This window comes from Escherichia coli DSM 30083 = JCM 1649 = ATCC 11775 (assembly GCF_003697165.2).
Taxonomy (GTDB): domain Bacteria; phylum Pseudomonadota; class Gammaproteobacteria; order Enterobacterales; family Enterobacteriaceae; genus Escherichia; species Escherichia coli.
Window position 1 is genome coordinate 4,282,929 of record NZ_CP033092.2, and the last position, 16,952, is coordinate 4,299,880.

The 16,952-nt window shown below is 52.1% G+C and carries 18 protein-coding genes; 10 read left to right on the forward strand and 8 right to left on the reverse strand.

The window, feature by feature from the left end; genetic code table 11:
- The first annotated feature begins 36 nt into the window (after positions 1-36).
- From rsgA to mscM, 3 genes are all read left to right on the forward strand, one after another.
- Positions 37-1,089: a small ribosomal subunit biogenesis GTPase RsgA gene (rsgA, locus tag EAS44_RS22065; RefSeq protein WP_000041976.1), complete on the forward strand. Its 1,053-nt coding sequence runs from the start codon at positions 37-39 to the stop codon at positions 1,087-1,089.
- A gap of 96 nt (positions 1,090-1,185) precedes the next feature.
- Positions 1,186-2,154, forward strand: a complete 969-nt coding sequence (gene asd / locus EAS44_RS22070) for an archaetidylserine decarboxylase (protein WP_000934911.1) — start codon at positions 1,186-1,188, stop codon at positions 2,152-2,154.
- Positions 2,155-2,175: 21 nt separating this feature from the next.
- Entirely contained in the window at positions 2,176-5,499 is a 3,324-nt protein-coding gene (mscM, locus tag EAS44_RS22075) for a miniconductance mechanosensitive channel MscM (RefSeq protein WP_001236830.1), read from the forward strand.
- Between the two features lie 30 nt (positions 5,500-5,529).
- On the opposite strand, the gene yjeO is transcribed toward mscM, so the two are convergent.
- The 4 genes from yjeO to epmA all read right to left on the reverse strand — a co-directional run bounded on the left by yjeO (position 5,530) and on the right by epmA (position 8,916).
- Complete coding sequence (yjeO, locus tag EAS44_RS22080) at positions 5,530-5,844, reverse strand: YjeO family protein (RefSeq protein ID WP_001276173.1); 315 nt, start codon at positions 5,842-5,844, stop codon at positions 5,530-5,532.
- Positions 5,841-6,155, reverse strand: coding sequence for a protein YjeN (gene yjeN, locus EAS44_RS22085; RefSeq protein WP_000340723.1), 315 nt, complete (start codon positions 6,153-6,155; stop codon positions 5,841-5,843). The genes yjeO and yjeN overlap by 4 nt, the downstream gene beginning before the upstream one ends.
- 62 nt (positions 6,156-6,217) lie before the next feature.
- Positions 6,218-7,720 carry a glutamate/gamma-aminobutyrate family transporter YjeM gene (gene yjeM / locus EAS44_RS22090; RefSeq protein ID WP_001350794.1) on the reverse strand — a complete coding sequence of 501 codons (1,503 nt, stop codon included), beginning with the start codon at positions 7,718-7,720 and terminating at the stop codon, positions 6,218-6,220.
- 218 nt (positions 7,721-7,938) lie between these two features.
- On the reverse strand, positions 7,939-8,916 hold the full coding sequence (epmA, locus tag EAS44_RS22095; RefSeq protein WP_000004771.1) for an elongation factor P--(R)-beta-lysine ligase: 978 nt from the start codon (positions 8,914-8,916) through the stop codon (positions 7,939-7,941).
- A 324-nt stretch (positions 8,917-9,240) separates the two neighbouring features.
- Here epmA and frdA point away from each other — a divergent pair, with 324 nt between their 5' ends.
- The 6 genes from frdA (at position 9,241) to blc (ending at position 14,370) form a co-directional block, all read left to right on the forward strand.
- Positions 9,241-11,049, forward strand: a complete 1,809-nt coding sequence (gene frdA, locus EAS44_RS22100; protein WP_001192980.1) for a fumarate reductase (quinol) flavoprotein subunit — start codon at positions 9,241-9,243, stop codon at positions 11,047-11,049.
- On the forward strand, positions 11,042-11,776 hold the full coding sequence (gene frdB / locus EAS44_RS22105) for a fumarate reductase iron-sulfur protein (RefSeq protein ID WP_000829496.1): 735 nt from the start codon (positions 11,042-11,044) through the stop codon (positions 11,774-11,776). The genes frdA and frdB overlap by 8 nt, the downstream gene beginning before the upstream one ends.
- A 10-nt stretch (positions 11,777-11,786) precedes the next feature.
- The gene (gene frdC, locus EAS44_RS22110; RefSeq protein WP_000208757.1) at positions 11,787-12,182 is read left to right on the forward strand and encodes a fumarate reductase subunit FrdC; all 396 of its coding nucleotides are present in this window, start codon (positions 11,787-11,789) and stop codon (positions 12,180-12,182) included.
- A 10-nt stretch (positions 12,183-12,192) separates the two neighbouring features.
- Positions 12,193-12,552, forward strand: a complete 360-nt coding sequence (gene frdD, locus EAS44_RS22115; RefSeq protein WP_000609663.1) for a fumarate reductase subunit FrdD — start codon at positions 12,193-12,195, stop codon at positions 12,550-12,552.
- 62 nt (positions 12,553-12,614) lie between these two features.
- Positions 12,615-13,748: a BlaEC family class C beta-lactamase gene (gene ampC, locus EAS44_RS22120; protein WP_001350795.1), complete on the forward strand. Its 1,134-nt coding sequence runs from the start codon at positions 12,615-12,617 to the stop codon at positions 13,746-13,748.
- Between the two features lie 88 nt (positions 13,749-13,836).
- Complete coding sequence (gene blc, locus EAS44_RS22125) at positions 13,837-14,370, forward strand: lipocalin Blc (protein WP_001238369.1); 534 nt, start codon at positions 13,837-13,839, stop codon at positions 14,368-14,370.
- Here the strand turns inward: blc and sugE are convergent.
- The 4 genes from sugE to efp all read right to left on the reverse strand — a co-directional run bounded on the left by sugE (position 14,367) and on the right by efp (position 15,860).
- Entirely contained in the window at positions 14,367-14,684 is a 318-nt protein-coding gene (gene sugE, locus EAS44_RS22130; protein ID WP_000118477.1) for a quaternary ammonium compound efflux SMR transporter SugE, read from the reverse strand. The genes blc and sugE overlap by 4 nt on opposite strands.
- Before the next feature lie 175 nt (positions 14,685-14,859).
- Positions 14,860-15,006, reverse strand: coding sequence for a lipoprotein toxin entericidin B (gene ecnB / locus EAS44_RS22135; protein WP_000239596.1), 147 nt, complete (start codon positions 15,004-15,006; stop codon positions 14,860-14,862).
- A gap of 110 nt (positions 15,007-15,116) precedes the next feature.
- Entirely contained in the window at positions 15,117-15,242 is a 126-nt protein-coding gene (gene ecnA / locus EAS44_RS22140) for a lipoprotein antitoxin entericidin A (protein ID WP_000977757.1), read from the reverse strand.
- A 51-nt stretch (positions 15,243-15,293) separates the two neighbouring features.
- A complete protein-coding gene (gene efp / locus EAS44_RS22145) occupies positions 15,294-15,860 on the reverse strand; it encodes an elongation factor P (RefSeq protein WP_000257278.1) in 567 nt (188 codons plus the stop codon).
- Positions 15,861-15,901: 41 nt separating this feature from the next.
- Between efp and epmB the strand changes: the two genes are divergently transcribed.
- Positions 15,902-16,930 carry an EF-P beta-lysylation protein EpmB gene (gene epmB, locus EAS44_RS22150; RefSeq protein ID WP_000940544.1) on the forward strand — a complete coding sequence of 343 codons (1,029 nt, stop codon included), beginning with the start codon at positions 15,902-15,904 and terminating at the stop codon, positions 16,928-16,930.
- The last annotated feature ends 22 nt before the right edge of the window (positions 16,931-16,952 follow it).

The following is a 16,952-nucleotide window of genomic DNA, read 5'->3' on the forward strand; positions in this document are numbered from 1 at the left end:
GTTTTGCCCATCAGGGGCGACCAGGAGTCTGTACGATTGAGTAAAAATAAACTCTCCAAAGGCCAGCAGCGCCGCGTGAACGCCAATCACCAGCGTCGTCTTAAAACGTCTAAGGAGAAGCCCGACTACGACGACAATCTGTTTGGCGAGCCTGATGAAGGTATCGTCATCAGCCGCTTTGGTATGCACGCTGATGTGGAATCCGCCGATGGCGACGTTCACCGCTGCAATATTCGCCGTACCATCCGTTCGTTGGTGACCGGCGACCGCGTAGTCTGGCGTCCGGGTAAACCAGCGGCGGAAGGCGTAAATGTCAAAGGGATCGTGGAAGCGGTGCATGAGCGCACCTCAGTGTTGACGCGCCCGGATTTTTACGACGGTGTGAAACCTATTGCTGCCAACATCGACCAGATTGTCATTGTCTCCGCCATTTTGCCGGAGCTGTCGCTCAATATTATCGACCGTTACCTGGTGGCCTGCGAAACCTTGCAGATTGAGCCGATTATTGTGCTCAACAAGATAGACCTGCTGGACGACGAAGGCATGGAGTTCGTCAACGAGCAGATGGATATCTACCGCAATATCGGTTATCGCGTATTGATGGTTTCCAGTCATACTCAGGATGGGCTGAAACCGCTGGAAGAGGCGTTGACCGGGCGCATCAGCATTTTTGCCGGGCAGTCTGGCGTTGGCAAATCCAGCCTGCTGAACGCGTTGCTGGGGCTGCAAAAAGAGATCCTGACCAACGATGTCTCTGACAACTCGGGGCTTGGTCAGCACACCACGACCGCCGCACGACTGTATCACTTCCCGCACGGCGGTGATGTGATTGATTCCCCAGGTGTGCGTGAGTTTGGTCTCTGGCACCTGGAGCCGGAACAAATCACTCAGGGCTTTGTCGAATTCCATGACTATTTAGGTCTGTGTAAATATCGCGATTGCAAACACGATACCGATCCGGGCTGCGCTATCCGGGAAGCGGTTGAGGAAGGAAAAATCGCGGAAACCCGTTTCGAAAACTATCACCGTATTCTGGAAAGCATGGCGCAGGTAAAAACGCGTAAAAACTTTTCTGATACGGATGACTGACAATTAAGCTAACCGTCGTTAGAATCGTCCCCTTTTTTTCAGGATCCGGCATGTAGGCCGGATCAGGAACGACAAAACAATGGCCTGGAGGCTACCTTGTTAAATTCATTTAAACTTTCGCTACAGTACATTCTGCCGAAACTATGGCTTACTCGCCTGGCGGGTTGGGGCGCAAGCAAGCGGGCAGGATGGCTGACAAAACTGGTTATCGATCTGTTCGTTAAATACTACAAGGTCGACATGAAAGAGGCGCAAAAGCCGGACACCGCCAGCTACCGCACCTTTAACGAATTCTTTGTCCGTCCGCTGCGTGACGAAGTACGCCCAATCGATACCGATCCGAATGTACTGGTTATGCCTGCCGATGGCGTTATCAGCCAGTTGGGTAAAATCGAAGAAGATAAAATCCTGCAAGCCAAAGGCCACAACTACAGCCTCGAAGCCCTGCTGGCAGGCAACTATCTGATGGCGGATCTCTTCCGTAACGGTACGTTTGTGACCACTTACCTCTCCCCACGTGACTACCACCGCGTACACATGCCGTGCAACGGTATTCTGCGTGAAATGATCTACGTGCCGGGCGATCTCTTCTCCGTTAACCATCTCACTGCTCAGAACGTGCCGAATCTGTTTGCCCGTAACGAACGCGTGATCTGCCTGTTCGATACCGAATTTGGCCCGATGGCGCAGATTCTGGTCGGTGCGACGATTGTAGGCAGCATTGAGACGGTCTGGGCGGGCACCATTACGCCGCCGCGCGAAGGCATCATCAAGCGCTGGACCTGGCCTGCCGGGGAAAACGACGATTCTGTGGCATTGCTGAAAGGCCAGGAAATGGGTCGCTTTAAACTTGGCTCTACCGTTATCAACCTGTTTGCACCAGGTAAAGTGAACCTGGTTGAGCAACTGGAAAGCCTGTCTGTCACGAAAATTGGCCAGCCGCTGGCAGTATCTACCGAAACCTTTGTTACGCCAGACGCTGAACCAGCCCCGCTTCCTGCTGAAGAGATCGAAGCAGAACACGACGCCAGCCCATTGGTTGACGACAAAAAAGACCAGGTCTAATCCATCAAAGGAAACGCTGACGTGCGCCTGATTATCACTTTTCTGATGGCCTGGTGCCTCAGTTGGGGGGCGTACGCCGCGACGGCCCCCGATAGCAAACAAATCACCCAGGAACTGGAGCAGGCAAAAGCGGCGAAACCTGCGCAGCCGGAAGTCGTAGAGGCGCTCCAGTCTGCCTTAAATGCGCTTGAGGAACGAAAAGGTTCCCTTGAGCGCATCAAGCAATATCAAGAAGTCATTGATAATTATCCGAAACTTTCCGCCACTCTGCGCGCGCAGTTAAACAACATGCGTGACGAGCCACGCAGCGTGTCGCCGGGAATGTCTAACGATGCGCTGAATCAGGAAATTCTCCAGATCAGCAGTCAGTTGCTGGATAAAAGCCGTCAGGCCCAGCAAGAGCAGGAGCGCGCCCGCGAGATTGCCGATTCGCTGAATCAACTGCCGCAACAGCAAACCGATGCCCGCCGTCAGTTGAATGAAATCGAGCGCCGCCTGGGGACGCTTACCGGCAATACCCCGCTCAATCAGGCACAAAATTTCGCGTTGCAGTCTGACTCCGCACGTCTGAAAGCGCTCGTTGATGAACTGGAGCTGGCGCAGCTATCTGCCAATAACCGCCAGGAATTAGCGCGCTTGCGCTCTGAGCTGGCGGAAAAAGAGAGCCAGCAGCTGGATGCATATTTGCAAGCACTACGCAACCAGTTGAATAGTCAACGCCAACAGGAAGCGGAACGGGCTCTGGAAAGTACCGAGCAACTGGCGGAAAGTAGCGCCGATTTGCCAAAAGATATCGTCGCCCAGTTTAAAATTAACCGCGAACTATCGGCGGCACTGAATCAACAGGCGCAGCGGATGGATCTCGTTGCCTCGCAACAGCGTCAGGCTGCCAGCCAGACGTTACAGGTCCGGCAGGCGTTGAATACGCTGCGTGAACAGTCGCAATGGCTGGGATCATCTAACCTGCTCGGCGAAGCGTTGCGGGCGCAGGTGGCACGGCTACCGGAAATGCCAAAACCACAACAGCTTGATACCGAAATGGCGCAGTTACGTGTGCAACGGTTACGTTATGAGGATCTGCTTAATAAACAGCCGCTGCTACGGCAAATCCATCAGGCCGACGGTCAGCCGCTGACCGCCGAGCAAAACCGTATTCTGGAAGCACAGCTACGCACTCAGCGTGAGTTGCTAAACTCATTGTTGCAGGGTGGCGACACGCTACTGCTGGAGCTGACCAAGCTGAAAGTCTCCAACGGGCAACTGGAGGATGCGCTGAAAGAGGTGAACGAAGCAACGCACCGCTATCTGTTCTGGACCTCTGACGTGCGCCCGATGACCATCGCCTGGCCGCTGGAAATCGCCCAGGATCTGCGTCGTCTCATTTCGCTGGACACCTTCAGTCAGTTGGGCAAAGCCAGTGTGATGATGCTGACCAGTAAGGAGACGATTTTGCCGCTGTTTGGCGCGTTGATTCTGGTCGGTTGCAGTATTTACTCGCGCCGCTATTTCACCCGTTTTCTTGAACGTTCGGCGGCGAAAGTCGGCAAAGTGACTCAGGATCACTTCTGGCTGACGTTACGCACTCTTTTCTGGTCGATTCTCGTCGCGTCACCGCTGCCTGTGCTGTGGATGACGCTGGGTTACGGCTTGCGCGAGGCGTGGCCTTATCCGCTGGCGGTCGCGATTGGTGATGGCGTAACAGCCACCGTGCCGCTGCTGTGGGTAGTGATGATTTGCGCCACCTTTGCTCGCCCGAACGGCTTGTTTATCGCTCATTTTGGCTGGCCGCGCGAACGTGTTTCCCGTGGGATGCGTTACTACCTGATGAGCATCGGGCTTATTGTGCCGCTGATTATGGCGCTGATGATGTTCGATAACCTCGACGACCGCGAATTTTCCGGTTCGCTGGGACGGCTTTGCTTTATCCTCATTTGCGGTGCGCTGGCGGTGGTCACCCTCAGCCTGAAAAAGGCCGGGATCCCGCTGTATCTCAACAAAGAGGGCAGCGGCGACAACATTACCAACCATATGCTGTGGAACATGATGATTGGCGCACCTCTGGTTGCCATTCTGGCGTCGGCGGTGGGTTATCTGGCAACGGCGCAGGCACTGTTAGCGAGGCTTGAAACCTCGGTTGCCATCTGGTTCCTGCTACTGGTGGTTTATCACGTTATCCGCCGCTGGATGCTGATCCAGCGCCGCAGGCTGGCGTTTGACCGGGCGAAGCATCGCCGGGCAGAGATGTTAGCGCAGCGTGCGCGTGGCGAAGAGGAAGCGCATCATCACAGTAGCCCGGAAGGAGCAATTGAAGTCGATGAAAGCGAAGTCGATCTCGATGCCATCAGTGCGCAATCCTTGCGGCTGGTGCGCTCAATTTTGATGTTGATCGCCCTGCTTTCGGTCATTGTGCTGTGGTCAGAAATCCATTCCGCTTTCGGCTTCCTCGAAAATATTTCGCTGTGGGATGTCACTTCCACGGTACAGGGCGTAGAAAGCCTGGAGCCGATTACCCTCGGTGCGGTACTGATTGCCATTCTGGTGTTTATCATCACCACGCAGCTGGTGCGCAACCTGCCCGCGCTGCTGGAACTGGCGATTCTGCAGCACCTGGATTTAACGCCGGGTACGGGCTACGCCATCACCACCATCACCAAATATCTGCTGATGCTGATTGGCGGGCTGGTCGGCTTCTCAATGATTGGTATTGAGTGGTCGAAATTGCAGTGGCTGGTTGCCGCGCTCGGTGTTGGTCTCGGTTTTGGTTTGCAGGAAATTTTCGCCAACTTTATCTCTGGCCTGATCATCCTGTTCGAAAAACCGATTCGCATTGGCGATACGGTAACGATCCGCGATCTTACCGGTAGTGTGACGAAAATTAACACCCGCGCCACCACCATCAGCGACTGGGACCGCAAAGAAATTATCGTGCCGAACAAGGCGTTTATTACCGAGCAGTTTATCAACTGGTCGCTCTCTGACTCGGTCACGCGTGTGGTGTTGACAATTCCGGCCCCTGCCGATGCCAACAGTGAAGAAGTGACGGAAATCCTGCTCACCGCAGCGCGTCGCTGCTCACTGGTGATCGACAACCCAGCACCGGAAGTCTTCCTGGTGGATCTGCAGCAGGGGATTCAGATTTTCGAGCTGCGTATTTACGCCGCTGAGATGGGTCACCGTATGCCGCTACGCCATGAGATCCACCAACTAATTCTGGCGGGCTTCCACGCCCACGGTATCGATATGCCATTCCCGCCCTTCCAGATGCGTCTGGAAAGCCTCAACGGTAAACAAACGGGGAGAACATTAACTTCTGCGGGCAAAGGTCGTCAGGCGGGAAGTTTGTAAGGTCTTTGTGGCCGGATGAACCCATCCGGCTTATAAGCAAAACTGATAGCGCAGAAAAAACTGCCACAGCCAATAGCCGAAAATAGCCAGCGCGGTGGCGTACATAAACCAGCCGCGTTTTTTTCGCCACAAAGCGAACCAGAGAAAAGGGAAAAAGAGCGGTAACGTCATTATCACACCGACATCACGGGTATCGTCATCTTCGAGATACATCAGCACATCGCAGACGTTATTAATCCCGCGTCCATCAATCATCCACTCTTTGTCCAGCGCGGAAGTGATGGTTATCCAGAGGAACGCCACAATAAACCAGATGCAGCACAAGATAAACATGCGCGCACTCATGAGATAATCGGTCGCTTAATTTCGCTATAGCGCATACGAAACAAATCGCCGTATCCCACTAATTCTCCGCGAAAAACCAGACATCTAATAAGATAAGCGCAATAGATATCCGGCAGGTTTCCCCACCGCGGACCATCGCGCTCTTTGAGGGTATTAATAGTGTTACCCACCACCATCGCTACTTTGCGGGTGTGGCGGGTATCGACAAAAGAGAGGACCGTTTGCTCTATTTCCGCCACATCCCCGGCAGAAAATTGCAGCTCCCTGATTTCATCTTCGGTTATCACTGGATCCCGACTAGCGTCGTCCATAACGTCTTCCTTTCCAGACAACTCATCGCCGGAGAGACGATGAGTTGCAGGATTTCATATGATCAGTCGAGAGCTAACTCAGGTTTGTTCGCCATGCGACTGCAATAGTTCTGGTAAATCGCCATCGCTAACAGCGAGAAGAAGACAGGGCCGCCAATCATCCACAATGTGCTGTCCCAGTCTCCAGCTTCAACCACAGGTTGAATGATGGTGAAGACGTTCGCAAATGTCACCACCAGTACGACAACCACTGTTGCAATCATTGCCGACATATGCGTTTTGAAAATCACAAACGGTCTGTCGAGATCCTGACGTGCTTTAAAAAATGGGAAAGCCAGCGCGAGGAACAGGTAAGGAAGCGTCATAGACACGTTCGCCATCAGCGTCAGCTTGTTAAAGAACGCCGATGCGGTACCGCCACCAAACGAAACCAGCAGGATGAAGACAGTAACCAACCCACACTGCATCCACATGGCGATAGACGGCATCCCCATCGCATTCAGGCGCGTCATCGGTTCCGGCCACAATGCTTTCGGCGTCCCCTGGATGATGGCTTTCAGCGGTGAATAGCAAAGTGTAAAGAACGCACCGGTATAAGCGAGGAACATCGACAGTCCGGTAATACGCGCAAACCATACGCCCAGCGACAATGACGCTTCAGGTGACAAATGCAGTGCGTTACCCAGCGTCACCCCGAGGCTCTTCATCAGCACATAGGTAATATTGCCGAGGTTAACGGAACCATTACTTAATACCTGCTGCCAGTTTGTGCTGACGCCCCATAAAAATATTGCCAGCGAATAACCGATTGAAATAACAATAGCGGCAAAAACAATACCTTTGGCAAAGTTCTTTTCTGGATTTTCCGTTTTATCAACTAGACCACCAACCGCTTCAATTCCGCCATAGGCAAAAATGGCAAATACCACAAACGATAGCATTGCCAGACCGGACTGATAACCTGGGTTCGGTGATGCAAGGAAATTAATATCCTGCGCGAAATGCCCACCATTTAATAACAAAATAGTAATGCTTACTAACAGCAATACTAAATTCAGACACATTACTGCAATACCGCCCACCGCAGTAATGCGGGCAATTTTATTAATCCCTTTTGAAGCAACGACGGTGACCAGAATCATCCATGCCACTGCCAGCAGACCAACCACCTGCGTAGGCTCCAGTCCGGCAATATGCCAGTGCTGGGTCATGTCGCTACCGTAGAGGAATGTTGAGAACGGTACCCAAACTTTCGCGGAGGTACTCACCATCCAGATGATATAAGAGGAAAACCACATAAACGTACCAATGAAGGCAAAACGTGGTCCGACACTATTATTCATCCAGGAATAGATACCGCCTTCTTCTTTGCGATAAGCAGCTCCCATTTCAGCCATCATTAAGGCGAATGGAATAAAGAATAACAATGCAGAAAATATATAAAAGGGAATCGCACTATAACCCATTAAGTAATAAGCCGATGGGCTATTGGCAAATCCAAATACAGAAGTAAAGATCATCAATATGAGTCCTATCAGACTCATCTTTTTTATCGAGTGAGGCATGAAACCATCCTTCATTTCAGCGCGTGTATAAAACGCGCCCACTGAACTGCACTGCCCAACATTGAGCGGGCAGCGTAAAAACCAATACAGAATTGATACCTGGATGATATCAAATATCCAGTCTTAAATTGTGGCCTTTAGCGGAAAAATGAAAACATATGCTACAGAATGGCGCTTATCACGCCATTCTTCGCTGTTAATTCAGTAATTTTTCAGAATTATGCCCGGTCAACGCTAAAGGCGATGACTTCAGCCAGTGTCTCCGCGCCCAGCGCCAACATCACCAGACGATCAACACCTAATGCCACGCCGGAGCAGTCAGGCATACCGACTTTCAAGGCTTCAATCAGATTCTGGTCAATGGGGTGCTGCGGCAAACCGCGCGCCGCGCGCTTACGGTTATCTTGTTCAAAGCGTTGTTGCTGCTCACGGGCATCCGTCAATTCATGGAAACCATTCGCCAGCTCAATACCTTTATAATAAACCTCAAAGCGTTCAGCGACCCGATGATCTTCGGTACTGATTTGCGCCAGTGATGCCTGGCTGGCTGGAAAGTGGTACACAAAGGTCGGTTTTTCTTTGCCAATATTTGGCTCTACGCCAAAGGTAAACAGCAATTGTAGAAGCGTGTCGCGGTCTTCTTCAGTATCGGCAACGTTGCTCAAATCCAGTTTCGCTGCCACTTCCCGCAGTTGCGTTTTGTCGGCAGATAGTGGGTCAATTTCCAGATAACGCAAGAAAGCTTGTTGATAAGAAAGGCTTTCTGCTGCCGGACAGTCCAGCACCTGTTGCAAGAGATCGTCCACCTCGTTCATCAACCGGTACATATCATAGTGCGGTCGATACCACTCAAGCATAGTGAACTCAGGGTTGTGATAACGCCCCATCTCTTCATTACGGAAGCTGCGGCACAGCTGGAATACCGGCCCACAACCGGCAACCAGCAGGCGCTTCATATGGTATTCCGGGCTGGTCATTAACCAGAGATTCATCCCCTGCGAATGCCCGGGGCCAACGAAACGTGTCTCAAACGGGACCAAATGAATATCGGTTACCGTCGCCTGGCTCATACAAGGCGTCTCCACCTCCAGCACTCCACGATCGGCAAAGAAACGACGGATCTCCGCCATAATCGCCGCGCGTTTTAATAAGTTAGGAATGGATGCGCTCGGCTGCCAGGATGCCGTTTCGCTCATAGTTAAATCTCCAGTTTTTGACAAGGGCACGAAGTCTACTCGCAACGCGACGGCGAGACAAATTTTACGCAGGAATAAAACAACGGTGGGCAGTGACTAAAAAAAGCACGATCTGATGGTTTAGTAATTAAATTAATCATCTTCAGTGATAATTTAGCCCTCTTGCGCACTAAAAAAATCGATCTCGTCAAATTTCAGACCTATCCATCAGACTATACTGTTTTACCTATAAAGGAGCAGTGGAATAGCGTTCGCAGACCGTAACTTTCAGGCACTTACCCTGAAGTACGGGGCTGTGGGATAAAAACAATCTGGAGGAATGTCGTGCAAACCTTTCAAGCCGATCTTGCCATTGTAGGCGCCGGTGGCGCGGGATTACGTGCTGCAATTGCTGCCGCGCAGGCAAATCCAAATGCAAAAATCGCACTAATCTCAAAAGTATACCCGATGCGTAGCCATACCGTTGCTGCAGAAGGGGGCTCCGCCGCTGTCGCGCAGGATCATGACAGCTTCGAATATCACTTTCACGATACAGTAGCGGGTGGCGACTGGTTGTGTGAGCAGGATGTCGTGGATTATTTCGTCCACCACTGCCCAACCGAAATGACCCAACTGGAACTGTGGGGGTGCCCATGGAGCCGTCGTCCGGATGGTAGCGTCAACGTACGTCGCTTCGGCGGCATGAAAATCGAGCGTACCTGGTTCGCCGCCGATAAGACCGGCTTCCATATGCTGCACACGCTGTTCCAGACCTCTCTGCAATTCCCGCAGATCCAGCGTTTTGACGAACATTTCGTGCTGGATATTCTGGTTGATGATGGTCATGTTCGCGGCCTGGTAGCAATGAACATGATGGAAGGCACGCTGGTGCAGATCCGTGCTAACGCGGTCGTTATGGCTACCGGCGGTGCGGGTCGCGTTTATCGTTACAACACCAACGGCGGCATCGTTACCGGTGACGGTATGGGTATGGCGCTAAGCCACGGCGTTCCGCTGCGTGACATGGAATTCGTTCAGTATCACCCAACCGGTCTACCAGGTTCCGGTATCCTGATGACCGAAGGCTGCCGCGGTGAAGGTGGTATTCTGGTCAACAAAAATGGCTACCGTTATCTGCAAGATTACGGCATGGGCCCGGAAACTCCGCTGGGCGAGCCGAAAAACAAATATATGGAACTGGGTCCACGCGACAAAGTTTCTCAGGCCTTCTGGCACGAATGGCGTAAAGGCAACACCATCTCCACGCCACGTGGCGATGTGGTTTACCTCGACCTGCGTCACCTCGGCGAGAAAAAACTGCATGAACGTCTGCCGTTCATCTGCGAACTGGCGAAAGCGTACGTTGGCGTCGATCCGGTTAAAGAACCGATTCCGGTACGTCCGACCGCACACTACACCATGGGCGGTATCGAAACCGATCAGAACTGTGAAACCCGCATTAAAGGTCTGTTCGCCGTGGGTGAATGTTCCTCTGTTGGTCTGCACGGTGCGAACCGTCTGGGCTCCAACTCGCTGGCGGAACTGGTGGTCTTCGGTCGTCTGGCCGGTGAACAAGCGACAGAGCGTGCAGCAACTGCCGGTAATGGCAACGAAGCGGCAATTGAAGCGCAGGCAGCTGGCGTTGAACAACGTCTGAAAGATCTGGTTAACCAGGATGGCGGCGAAAACTGGGCTAAGATCCGCGACGAAATGGGCATGGCCATGGAAGAAGGCTGCGGTATCTACCGTACGCCGGAACTGATGCAGAAAACCATCGACAAGCTGGCAGAGCTGCAGGAACGCTTCAAGCGCGTGCGCATCACCGACACTTCCAGCGTGTTCAACACCGACCTGCTCTACACCATTGAGCTGGGCCACGGTCTGAACGTTGCTGAATGTATGGCGCACTCCGCAATGGCACGTAAAGAGTCCCGCGGCGCGCACCAGCGTCTGGACGAAGGTTGCACCGAGCGTGACGACGTCAACTTCCTCAAACACACCCTCGCCTTCCGCGATGCTGATGGCACGACTCGCCTGGAGTACAGCGACGTGAAGATTACTACGCTGCCGCCAGCTAAACGTGTTTACGGTGGCGAAGCGGATGCAGCCGATAAGGCGGAAGCAGCCAATAAGAAGGAGAAGGCGAATGGCTGAGATGAAAAACCTGAAAATTGAGGTGGTGCGCTATAACCCGGAAGTCGATACCGCACCGCATAGCGCATTCTATGAAGTGCCTTATGACGCAACTACCTCATTACTGGATGCGCTGGGCTACATCAAAGACAACCTGGCACCGGACCTGAGCTACCGCTGGTCCTGCCGTATGGCGATTTGTGGCTCCTGCGGCATGATGGTTAACAACGTGCCAAAACTGGCATGTAAAACCTTCCTGCGTGATTACACCGACGGTATGAAGGTTGAAGCGTTAGCTAACTTCCCGATTGAACGCGATCTGGTGGTCGATATGACCCACTTCATCGAAAGTCTGGAAGCGATCAAACCGTACATCATCGGCAACGCCCGCACCGCGGATCAGGGTACTAACATCCAGACCCCGGCGCAGATGGCGAAGTATCACCAGTTCTCCGGTTGCATCAACTGTGGTCTGTGCTACGCCGCGTGCCCGCAGTTTGGCCTGAACCCAGAGTTCATCGGTCCGGCTGCCATTACGCTGGCGCATCGTTATAACGAAGATAGCCGCGACCACGGTAAGAAGGAGCGTATGGCGCAGTTGAACAGCCAGAACGGCGTATGGAGCTGTACTTTCGTGGGCTACTGCTCCGAAGTCTGCCCGAAACACGTCGATCCGGCTGCGGCCATTCAGCAGGGCAAAGTAGAAAGTTCGAAAGACTTTCTTATCGCGACCCTGAAACCACGCTAAGGAGTGCAACATGACGACTAAACGTAAACCGTATGTACGGCCAATGACGTCCACCTGGTGGAAAAAATTGCCGTTTTATCGCTTTTACATGCTGCGCGAAGGCACGGCGGTTCCGGCTGTGTGGTTCAGCATTGAACTGATTTTCGGGCTGTTTGCCCTGAAAAATGGCCCGGAAGCCTGGGCGGGATTCGTCGACTTTTTACAAAACCCGGTTATCGTGATCATTAACCTGATCACTCTGGCGGCAGCCCTGCTGCACACCAAAACCTGGTTTGAGCTGGCACCAAAAGCAGCCAATATCATTGTAAAAGACGAAAAAATGGGACCAGAGCCAATTATCAAAAGTCTCTGGGCGGTAACTGTGGTTGCCACCATCGTAATCCTGTTTGTTGCCCTGTACTGGTAAGGAGCCTGAGATGATTAATCCAAATCCAAAGCGTTCTGACGAACCGGTATTCTGGGGCCTCTTCGGGGCCGGTGGTATGTGGAGCGCCATCATTGCGCCGGTGATGATCCTGCTGGTTGGTATTCTGCTGCCGCTAGGGCTGTTTCCGGGTGATGCACTGAGCTACGAGCGCGTTCTGGCGTTCGCGCAGAGCTTCATTGGTCGCGTATTCCTGTTCCTGATGATCGTTCTGCCGCTGTGGTGTGGTTTACACCGTATGCACCACGCGATGCACGATCTGAAAATCCACGTACCTGCGGGTAAATGGGTTTTCTACGGTCTGGCTGCTATCCTGACAGTTGTCACACTGATTGGTGTCGTTACAATCTAACGCATCGCCAATGTAAATCTGGCCCGCCTATGGCGGGCCGTTTTGTATGGAAACCAGACCCTATGTTCAAAACGACGCTCTGCACCTTATTAATTACCGCCTCTTGCTCCACATTTGCCGCACCTCAACAAATCAACGATATTGTGCATCGCACAATTACCCCGCTTATAGAGCAACAAAAGATCCCCGGTATGGCGGTAGCGGTAATTTATCAGGGTAAACCTTATTACTTTACCTGGGGCTATGCGGACATCGCCAAAAAGCAGCCCGTCACACAGCAAACGTTGTTTGAGTTAGGTTCGGTCAGCAAAACATTTACGGGCGTGCTTGGTGGCGACGCTATTGCTCGAGGGGAAATCAAGTTAAGCGATCCCACAACAAAATACTGGCCTGAACTTACCGCTAAACAGTGGAATGGGATCACACTATTACATCTCGCAACCTACACCGCTGGCGGCCTGCCATTGCAGGTGCCGGATGAGGTGAAATCCTCAAGCGACTTGCTGCGCTTCTATCAAAACTGGCAGCCTGCATGGGCTCCAGGAACACAACGTCTGTATGCCAACTCCAGTATCGGTTTGTTCGGCGCACTGGCTGTGAAGCCGTCTGGTTTGAGTTTTGAGCAGGCGATGAAAACTCGTGTCTTCCAGCCACTCAAACTCAATCATACGTGGATTAATGTACCGTCCGCAGAAGAAAAGAACTACGCCTGGGGATATCGCGAAGGTAAGGCAGTACATGTTTCGCCAGGGGCGTTAGATGCTGAAGCTTATGGTGTGAAGTCGACCATTGAAGATATGGCCCGCTGGGTGCAAAGCAATTTAAAACCCTTTGATATCAATGAGAAAATACTTCAACAAGGGATACAGCTGGCACAATCTCGCTACTGGCAAACCGGCGATATGTATCAGGGTCTGGGCTGGGAAATGCTGGACTGGCCGGTAAATCCTGACATCATCATTAACGGCAGTGACAATAAAATTGCACTGGCAGCACGCCCCGTAAAACCGATTACGCCCCCAACTCCTGCAGTACGCGCATCATGGGTACATAAAACGGGGGCGACCGGCGGATTTGGTAGCTATGTCGCGTTTATTCCAGAAAAAGAGCTGGGTATCGTGATGCTGGCTAACAAAAACTATCCCAATCCAGCGAGAGTTACCGCCGCCTGGCAGATTCTCAACACTCTACAGTAAAATTTCATCGGGTCCGAATTTTCGGACCTTTTCTCCGCTTTTCCTTGCTGTCATCTACACTTAGAAAAAAACCAGTAAGGAAACATTTATGCGCCTGCTCCCTCTCGTTGCCGCAGCGACAGCTGCATTTCTGGTCGTTGCCTGCAGTTCCCCTACGCCGCCGCGTGGCGTGACCGTAGTGAATAATTTCGACGCTAAACGTTATCTCGGTACCTGGTATGAGATTGCCCGTTTTGATCACCGCTTTGAACGTGGACTGGAAAAAGTCACCGCAACATACAGCCTGCGTGATGACGGCGGCCTGAATGTCATTAATAAAGGCTATAACCCTGACAGAGAAATGTGGCAGCAGAGTGAAGGGAAAGCGTACTTTACCGGAGCACCAACTCGCGCTGCGCTGAAAGTGTCATTCTTTGGTCCTTTCTATGGCGGTTATAACGTTATTGCACTCGATCGGGAATACCGCCATGCGCTGGTTTGCGGCCCGGACCGCGACTACCTGTGGATACTCTCCCGCACGCCAACCATTTCTGACGAAGTGAAACAGGAGATGCTGGCAGTCGCGACCCGGGAAGGGTTTGATGTCAGTAAGTTTATTTGGGTACAGCAGCCCGGTAGTTAATGAGTGCTGAGTTTCAGACCAATAATCCCCAATACGATTAACGCCAGACTCGCCAGGCGCATCGGGTTAGCGGACTCACCGAGCAGCACAATGCCGGTGATGGCCGCGCCGACTGCGCCAATACCCGTCCACACGGCATAAGCCGTCCCTACTGGTAACGATTTCATCGCCCAGGCAAGTAGCGCCAGACTGACAATCATCGCCGTCACGGTAATAACACTTGGCGTCAAACGACTAAAGCCGTGAGTATATTTCAGGCCAACGGCCCATACCACTTCCAGCAGACCAGCAATAACTAAGATAATCCAGGACATATCAGGCTCCGGAAAATTGGGGCCGTCCCCGGTGAAAAGACGCGTTTGCAGGTCGTCCTGCAAAGCTGATGGTTGAACGGATATTTTGCCAGGTGGCAGGGGAATTTCAACTATTACCTATGTAACTATCGCAGAAAAAACAAACGGCACGACACAGCTGTCGTACCGTTATTGCTTATTGCTGCGCTTTCGTTGCTGCGCCAGAAATCGCGTTACCGCCATCAGAAATGTCTTCACCAACGCCACGCGTGGTGTTGCAGGCAGTTAATACTGTTGAAAGCACCAGAACAGAAAAGATCGCTGCAATTGTCTTCTTCACCATAACGTCTTCCTTTTAGGTAATGTTATTTATGTTTGCCTATAGCAAATTAATAATAGACAACATCGCCAAAAATGATGGAAATCTGATGATTTTTCGGAAGAGAAGAAAAATTAGCTGGCAGCGCGGGAGATGGAGTTGCCGAGGTGTTTGATATCTTCGCCGAAACCGCGAGCGGTGTTACAGCCCGTAAGCAGCGTGCTGGCAAGCAAAACAAGAACGATAAGGCGTTTCATCATCTCTGACCTGAATAAGTGATGGTGCAGCCTGCAGGCCGCACCACAACCGCATTACTTCACGCGAGAGACGTATTCACCAGAGCGGGTATCCACTTTGATGACTTCGCCGATTTGTACAAACAGCGGAACTTTAACCACAGCGCCAGTAGACAGGGTAGCCGGTTTGCCGCCAGTACCTGCGGTATCACCTTTCAGGCCCGGATCGGTATCAACGATTTCCAGTTCAACGAAGTTCGGCGGAGTAACGGAGATCGGCTGACCATTCCACAGAGTTACGATACACTCTGCCTGATCCAGCAACCATTTAGCGTTGTCGCCAATTGCTTTTGCGTCAGCAGACAGCTGCTCGAAAGTTTCGTTGTTCATGAAGTGCCAGAACTCACCGTCGTTGTACAGGTAAGTCAGGTTCATATCGACAACATCAGCGCCTTCAGCGGAATCAGTAGATTTGAAGGTTTTTTCTACGCGAGTACCGGTCAGCAGACGACGCAGTTTAACGCGAGCAAATGCCTGGCCTTTACCCGGTTTTACGAATTCACTCGCTTCAACCGCGTAAGGTTCGCCGTCTAACATGATTTTAAGACCAGCACGAAAATCGTTGCTATAGTACGTTGCCATAAGGCCCTCTGAAATTTGTTAATTGGTAGCTAAGCCACAAAATGGCGCATATTGTAACCCTAAATACCCCATCCAGAGAAGATTGGTTAACGCAACTTGCCGATGTTGTGACCGATCCTGATGAACTTCTGCGTCTTTTGAATATAGACGCGGACGAAAAACTGTTGGCCGGACGCAGCGCCAAAAAGCTGTTTGCCCTGCGTGTGCCCCGCTCATTTATCGATCGCATGGAGAAAGGCAATCCGAACGATCCGCTTTTGCGTCAGGTACTTACCTCGCAAGATGAGTTTGTCGTCGCGCCCGGATTCTCCACCGACCCGCTGGAAGAACAGCATAGCGTAGTGCCTGGTTTGTTGCATAAATACCACAACCGGGCGCTTTTGCTGGTCAAAGGCGGCTGCGCGGTAAATTGCCGCTATTGCTTCCGTCGCCACTTCCCCTATGCCGAAAATCAGGGCAATAAGCGTAACTGGCAGACTGCACTTGAGTATGTTGCTGCGCATCCGGAACTGGACGAGATGATTTTCTCCGGCGGCGATCCGCTGATGGCGAAAGATCACGAGCTGGACTGGTTGCTCACACAACTGGAAGCCATCCCGCATATCAAACGTCTGCGGATTCACAGCCGTCTGCCGATTGTGATCCCGGCACGCATCACAGATGCGCTGGTTGAACGCTTTTCTCATTCTACGCTGCAAATCTTGCTGGTGAATCACATCAACCATGCCAATGAGGTAGATGAAACATTCCGTCAGGCGATGGCTAAGTTGCGCCGGGTGGGCGTTACTTTGCTGAACCAGAGCGTTCTGTTACGTGGTGTGAACGATAACGCGCAAACGCTGGCAAACCTGAGTAATGCGTTGTTCGATGCGGGCGTGATGCCGTATTACCTGCATGTGCTCGATAAAGTACAGGGCGCGGCGCATTTTATGGTGAGTGATGACGAAGCACGGCAGATTATGCGTGAGTTGCTGACACTGGTGTCGGGATATCTGGTGCCTAAACTGGCGCGAGAAATTGGCGGCGAACCCAGCAAAACGCCGCTGGATCTCCAGCTACGCCAGCAGTAACTGATTAAACAGGGAAGTTTAA

Coding starts and splice junctions, on each gene's coding strand:
- blc (WP_001238369.1), top strand. CDS start 13,837: ATGCGCCTGCTCCCTCTCGTTGCCGCAGCGACAGCTGCATTTCTGGTC.
- ampC (WP_001350795.1), top strand. CDS start 12,615: ATGTTCAAAACGACGCTCTGCACCTTATTAATTACCGCCTCTTGCTCC.
- epmB (WP_000940544.1), top strand. CDS start 15,902: ATGGCGCATATTGTAACCCTAAATACCCCATCCAGAGAAGATTGGTTA.
- yjeN (WP_000340723.1), bottom strand. CDS start 6,155: ATGGACGACGCTAGTCGGGATCCAGTGATAACCGAAGATGAAATCAGG.
- frdC (WP_000208757.1), top strand. CDS start 11,787: ATGACGACTAAACGTAAACCGTATGTACGGCCAATGACGTCCACCTGG.
- frdB (WP_000829496.1), top strand. CDS start 11,042: ATGGCTGAGATGAAAAACCTGAAAATTGAGGTGGTGCGCTATAACCCG.
- ecnA (WP_000977757.1), bottom strand. CDS start 15,242: ATGATGAAACGCCTTATCGTTCTTGTTTTGCTTGCCAGCACGCTGCTT.
- epmA (WP_000004771.1), bottom strand. CDS start 8,916: ATGAGCGAAACGGCATCCTGGCAGCCGAGCGCATCCATTCCTAACTTA.
- ecnB (WP_000239596.1), bottom strand. CDS start 15,006: ATGGTGAAGAAGACAATTGCAGCGATCTTTTCTGTTCTGGTGCTTTCA.
- frdD (WP_000609663.1), top strand. CDS start 12,193: ATGATTAATCCAAATCCAAAGCGTTCTGACGAACCGGTATTCTGGGGC.
- yjeO (WP_001276173.1), bottom strand. CDS start 5,844: ATGAGTGCGCGCATGTTTATCTTGTGCTGCATCTGGTTTATTGTGGCG.
- sugE (WP_000118477.1), bottom strand. CDS start 14,684: ATGTCCTGGATTATCTTAGTTATTGCTGGTCTGCTGGAAGTGGTATGG.
- yjeM (WP_001350794.1), bottom strand. CDS start 7,720: ATGCCTCACTCGATAAAAAAGATGAGTCTGATAGGACTCATATTGATG.
- efp (WP_000257278.1), bottom strand. CDS start 15,860: ATGGCAACGTACTATAGCAACGATTTTCGTGCTGGTCTTAAAATCATG.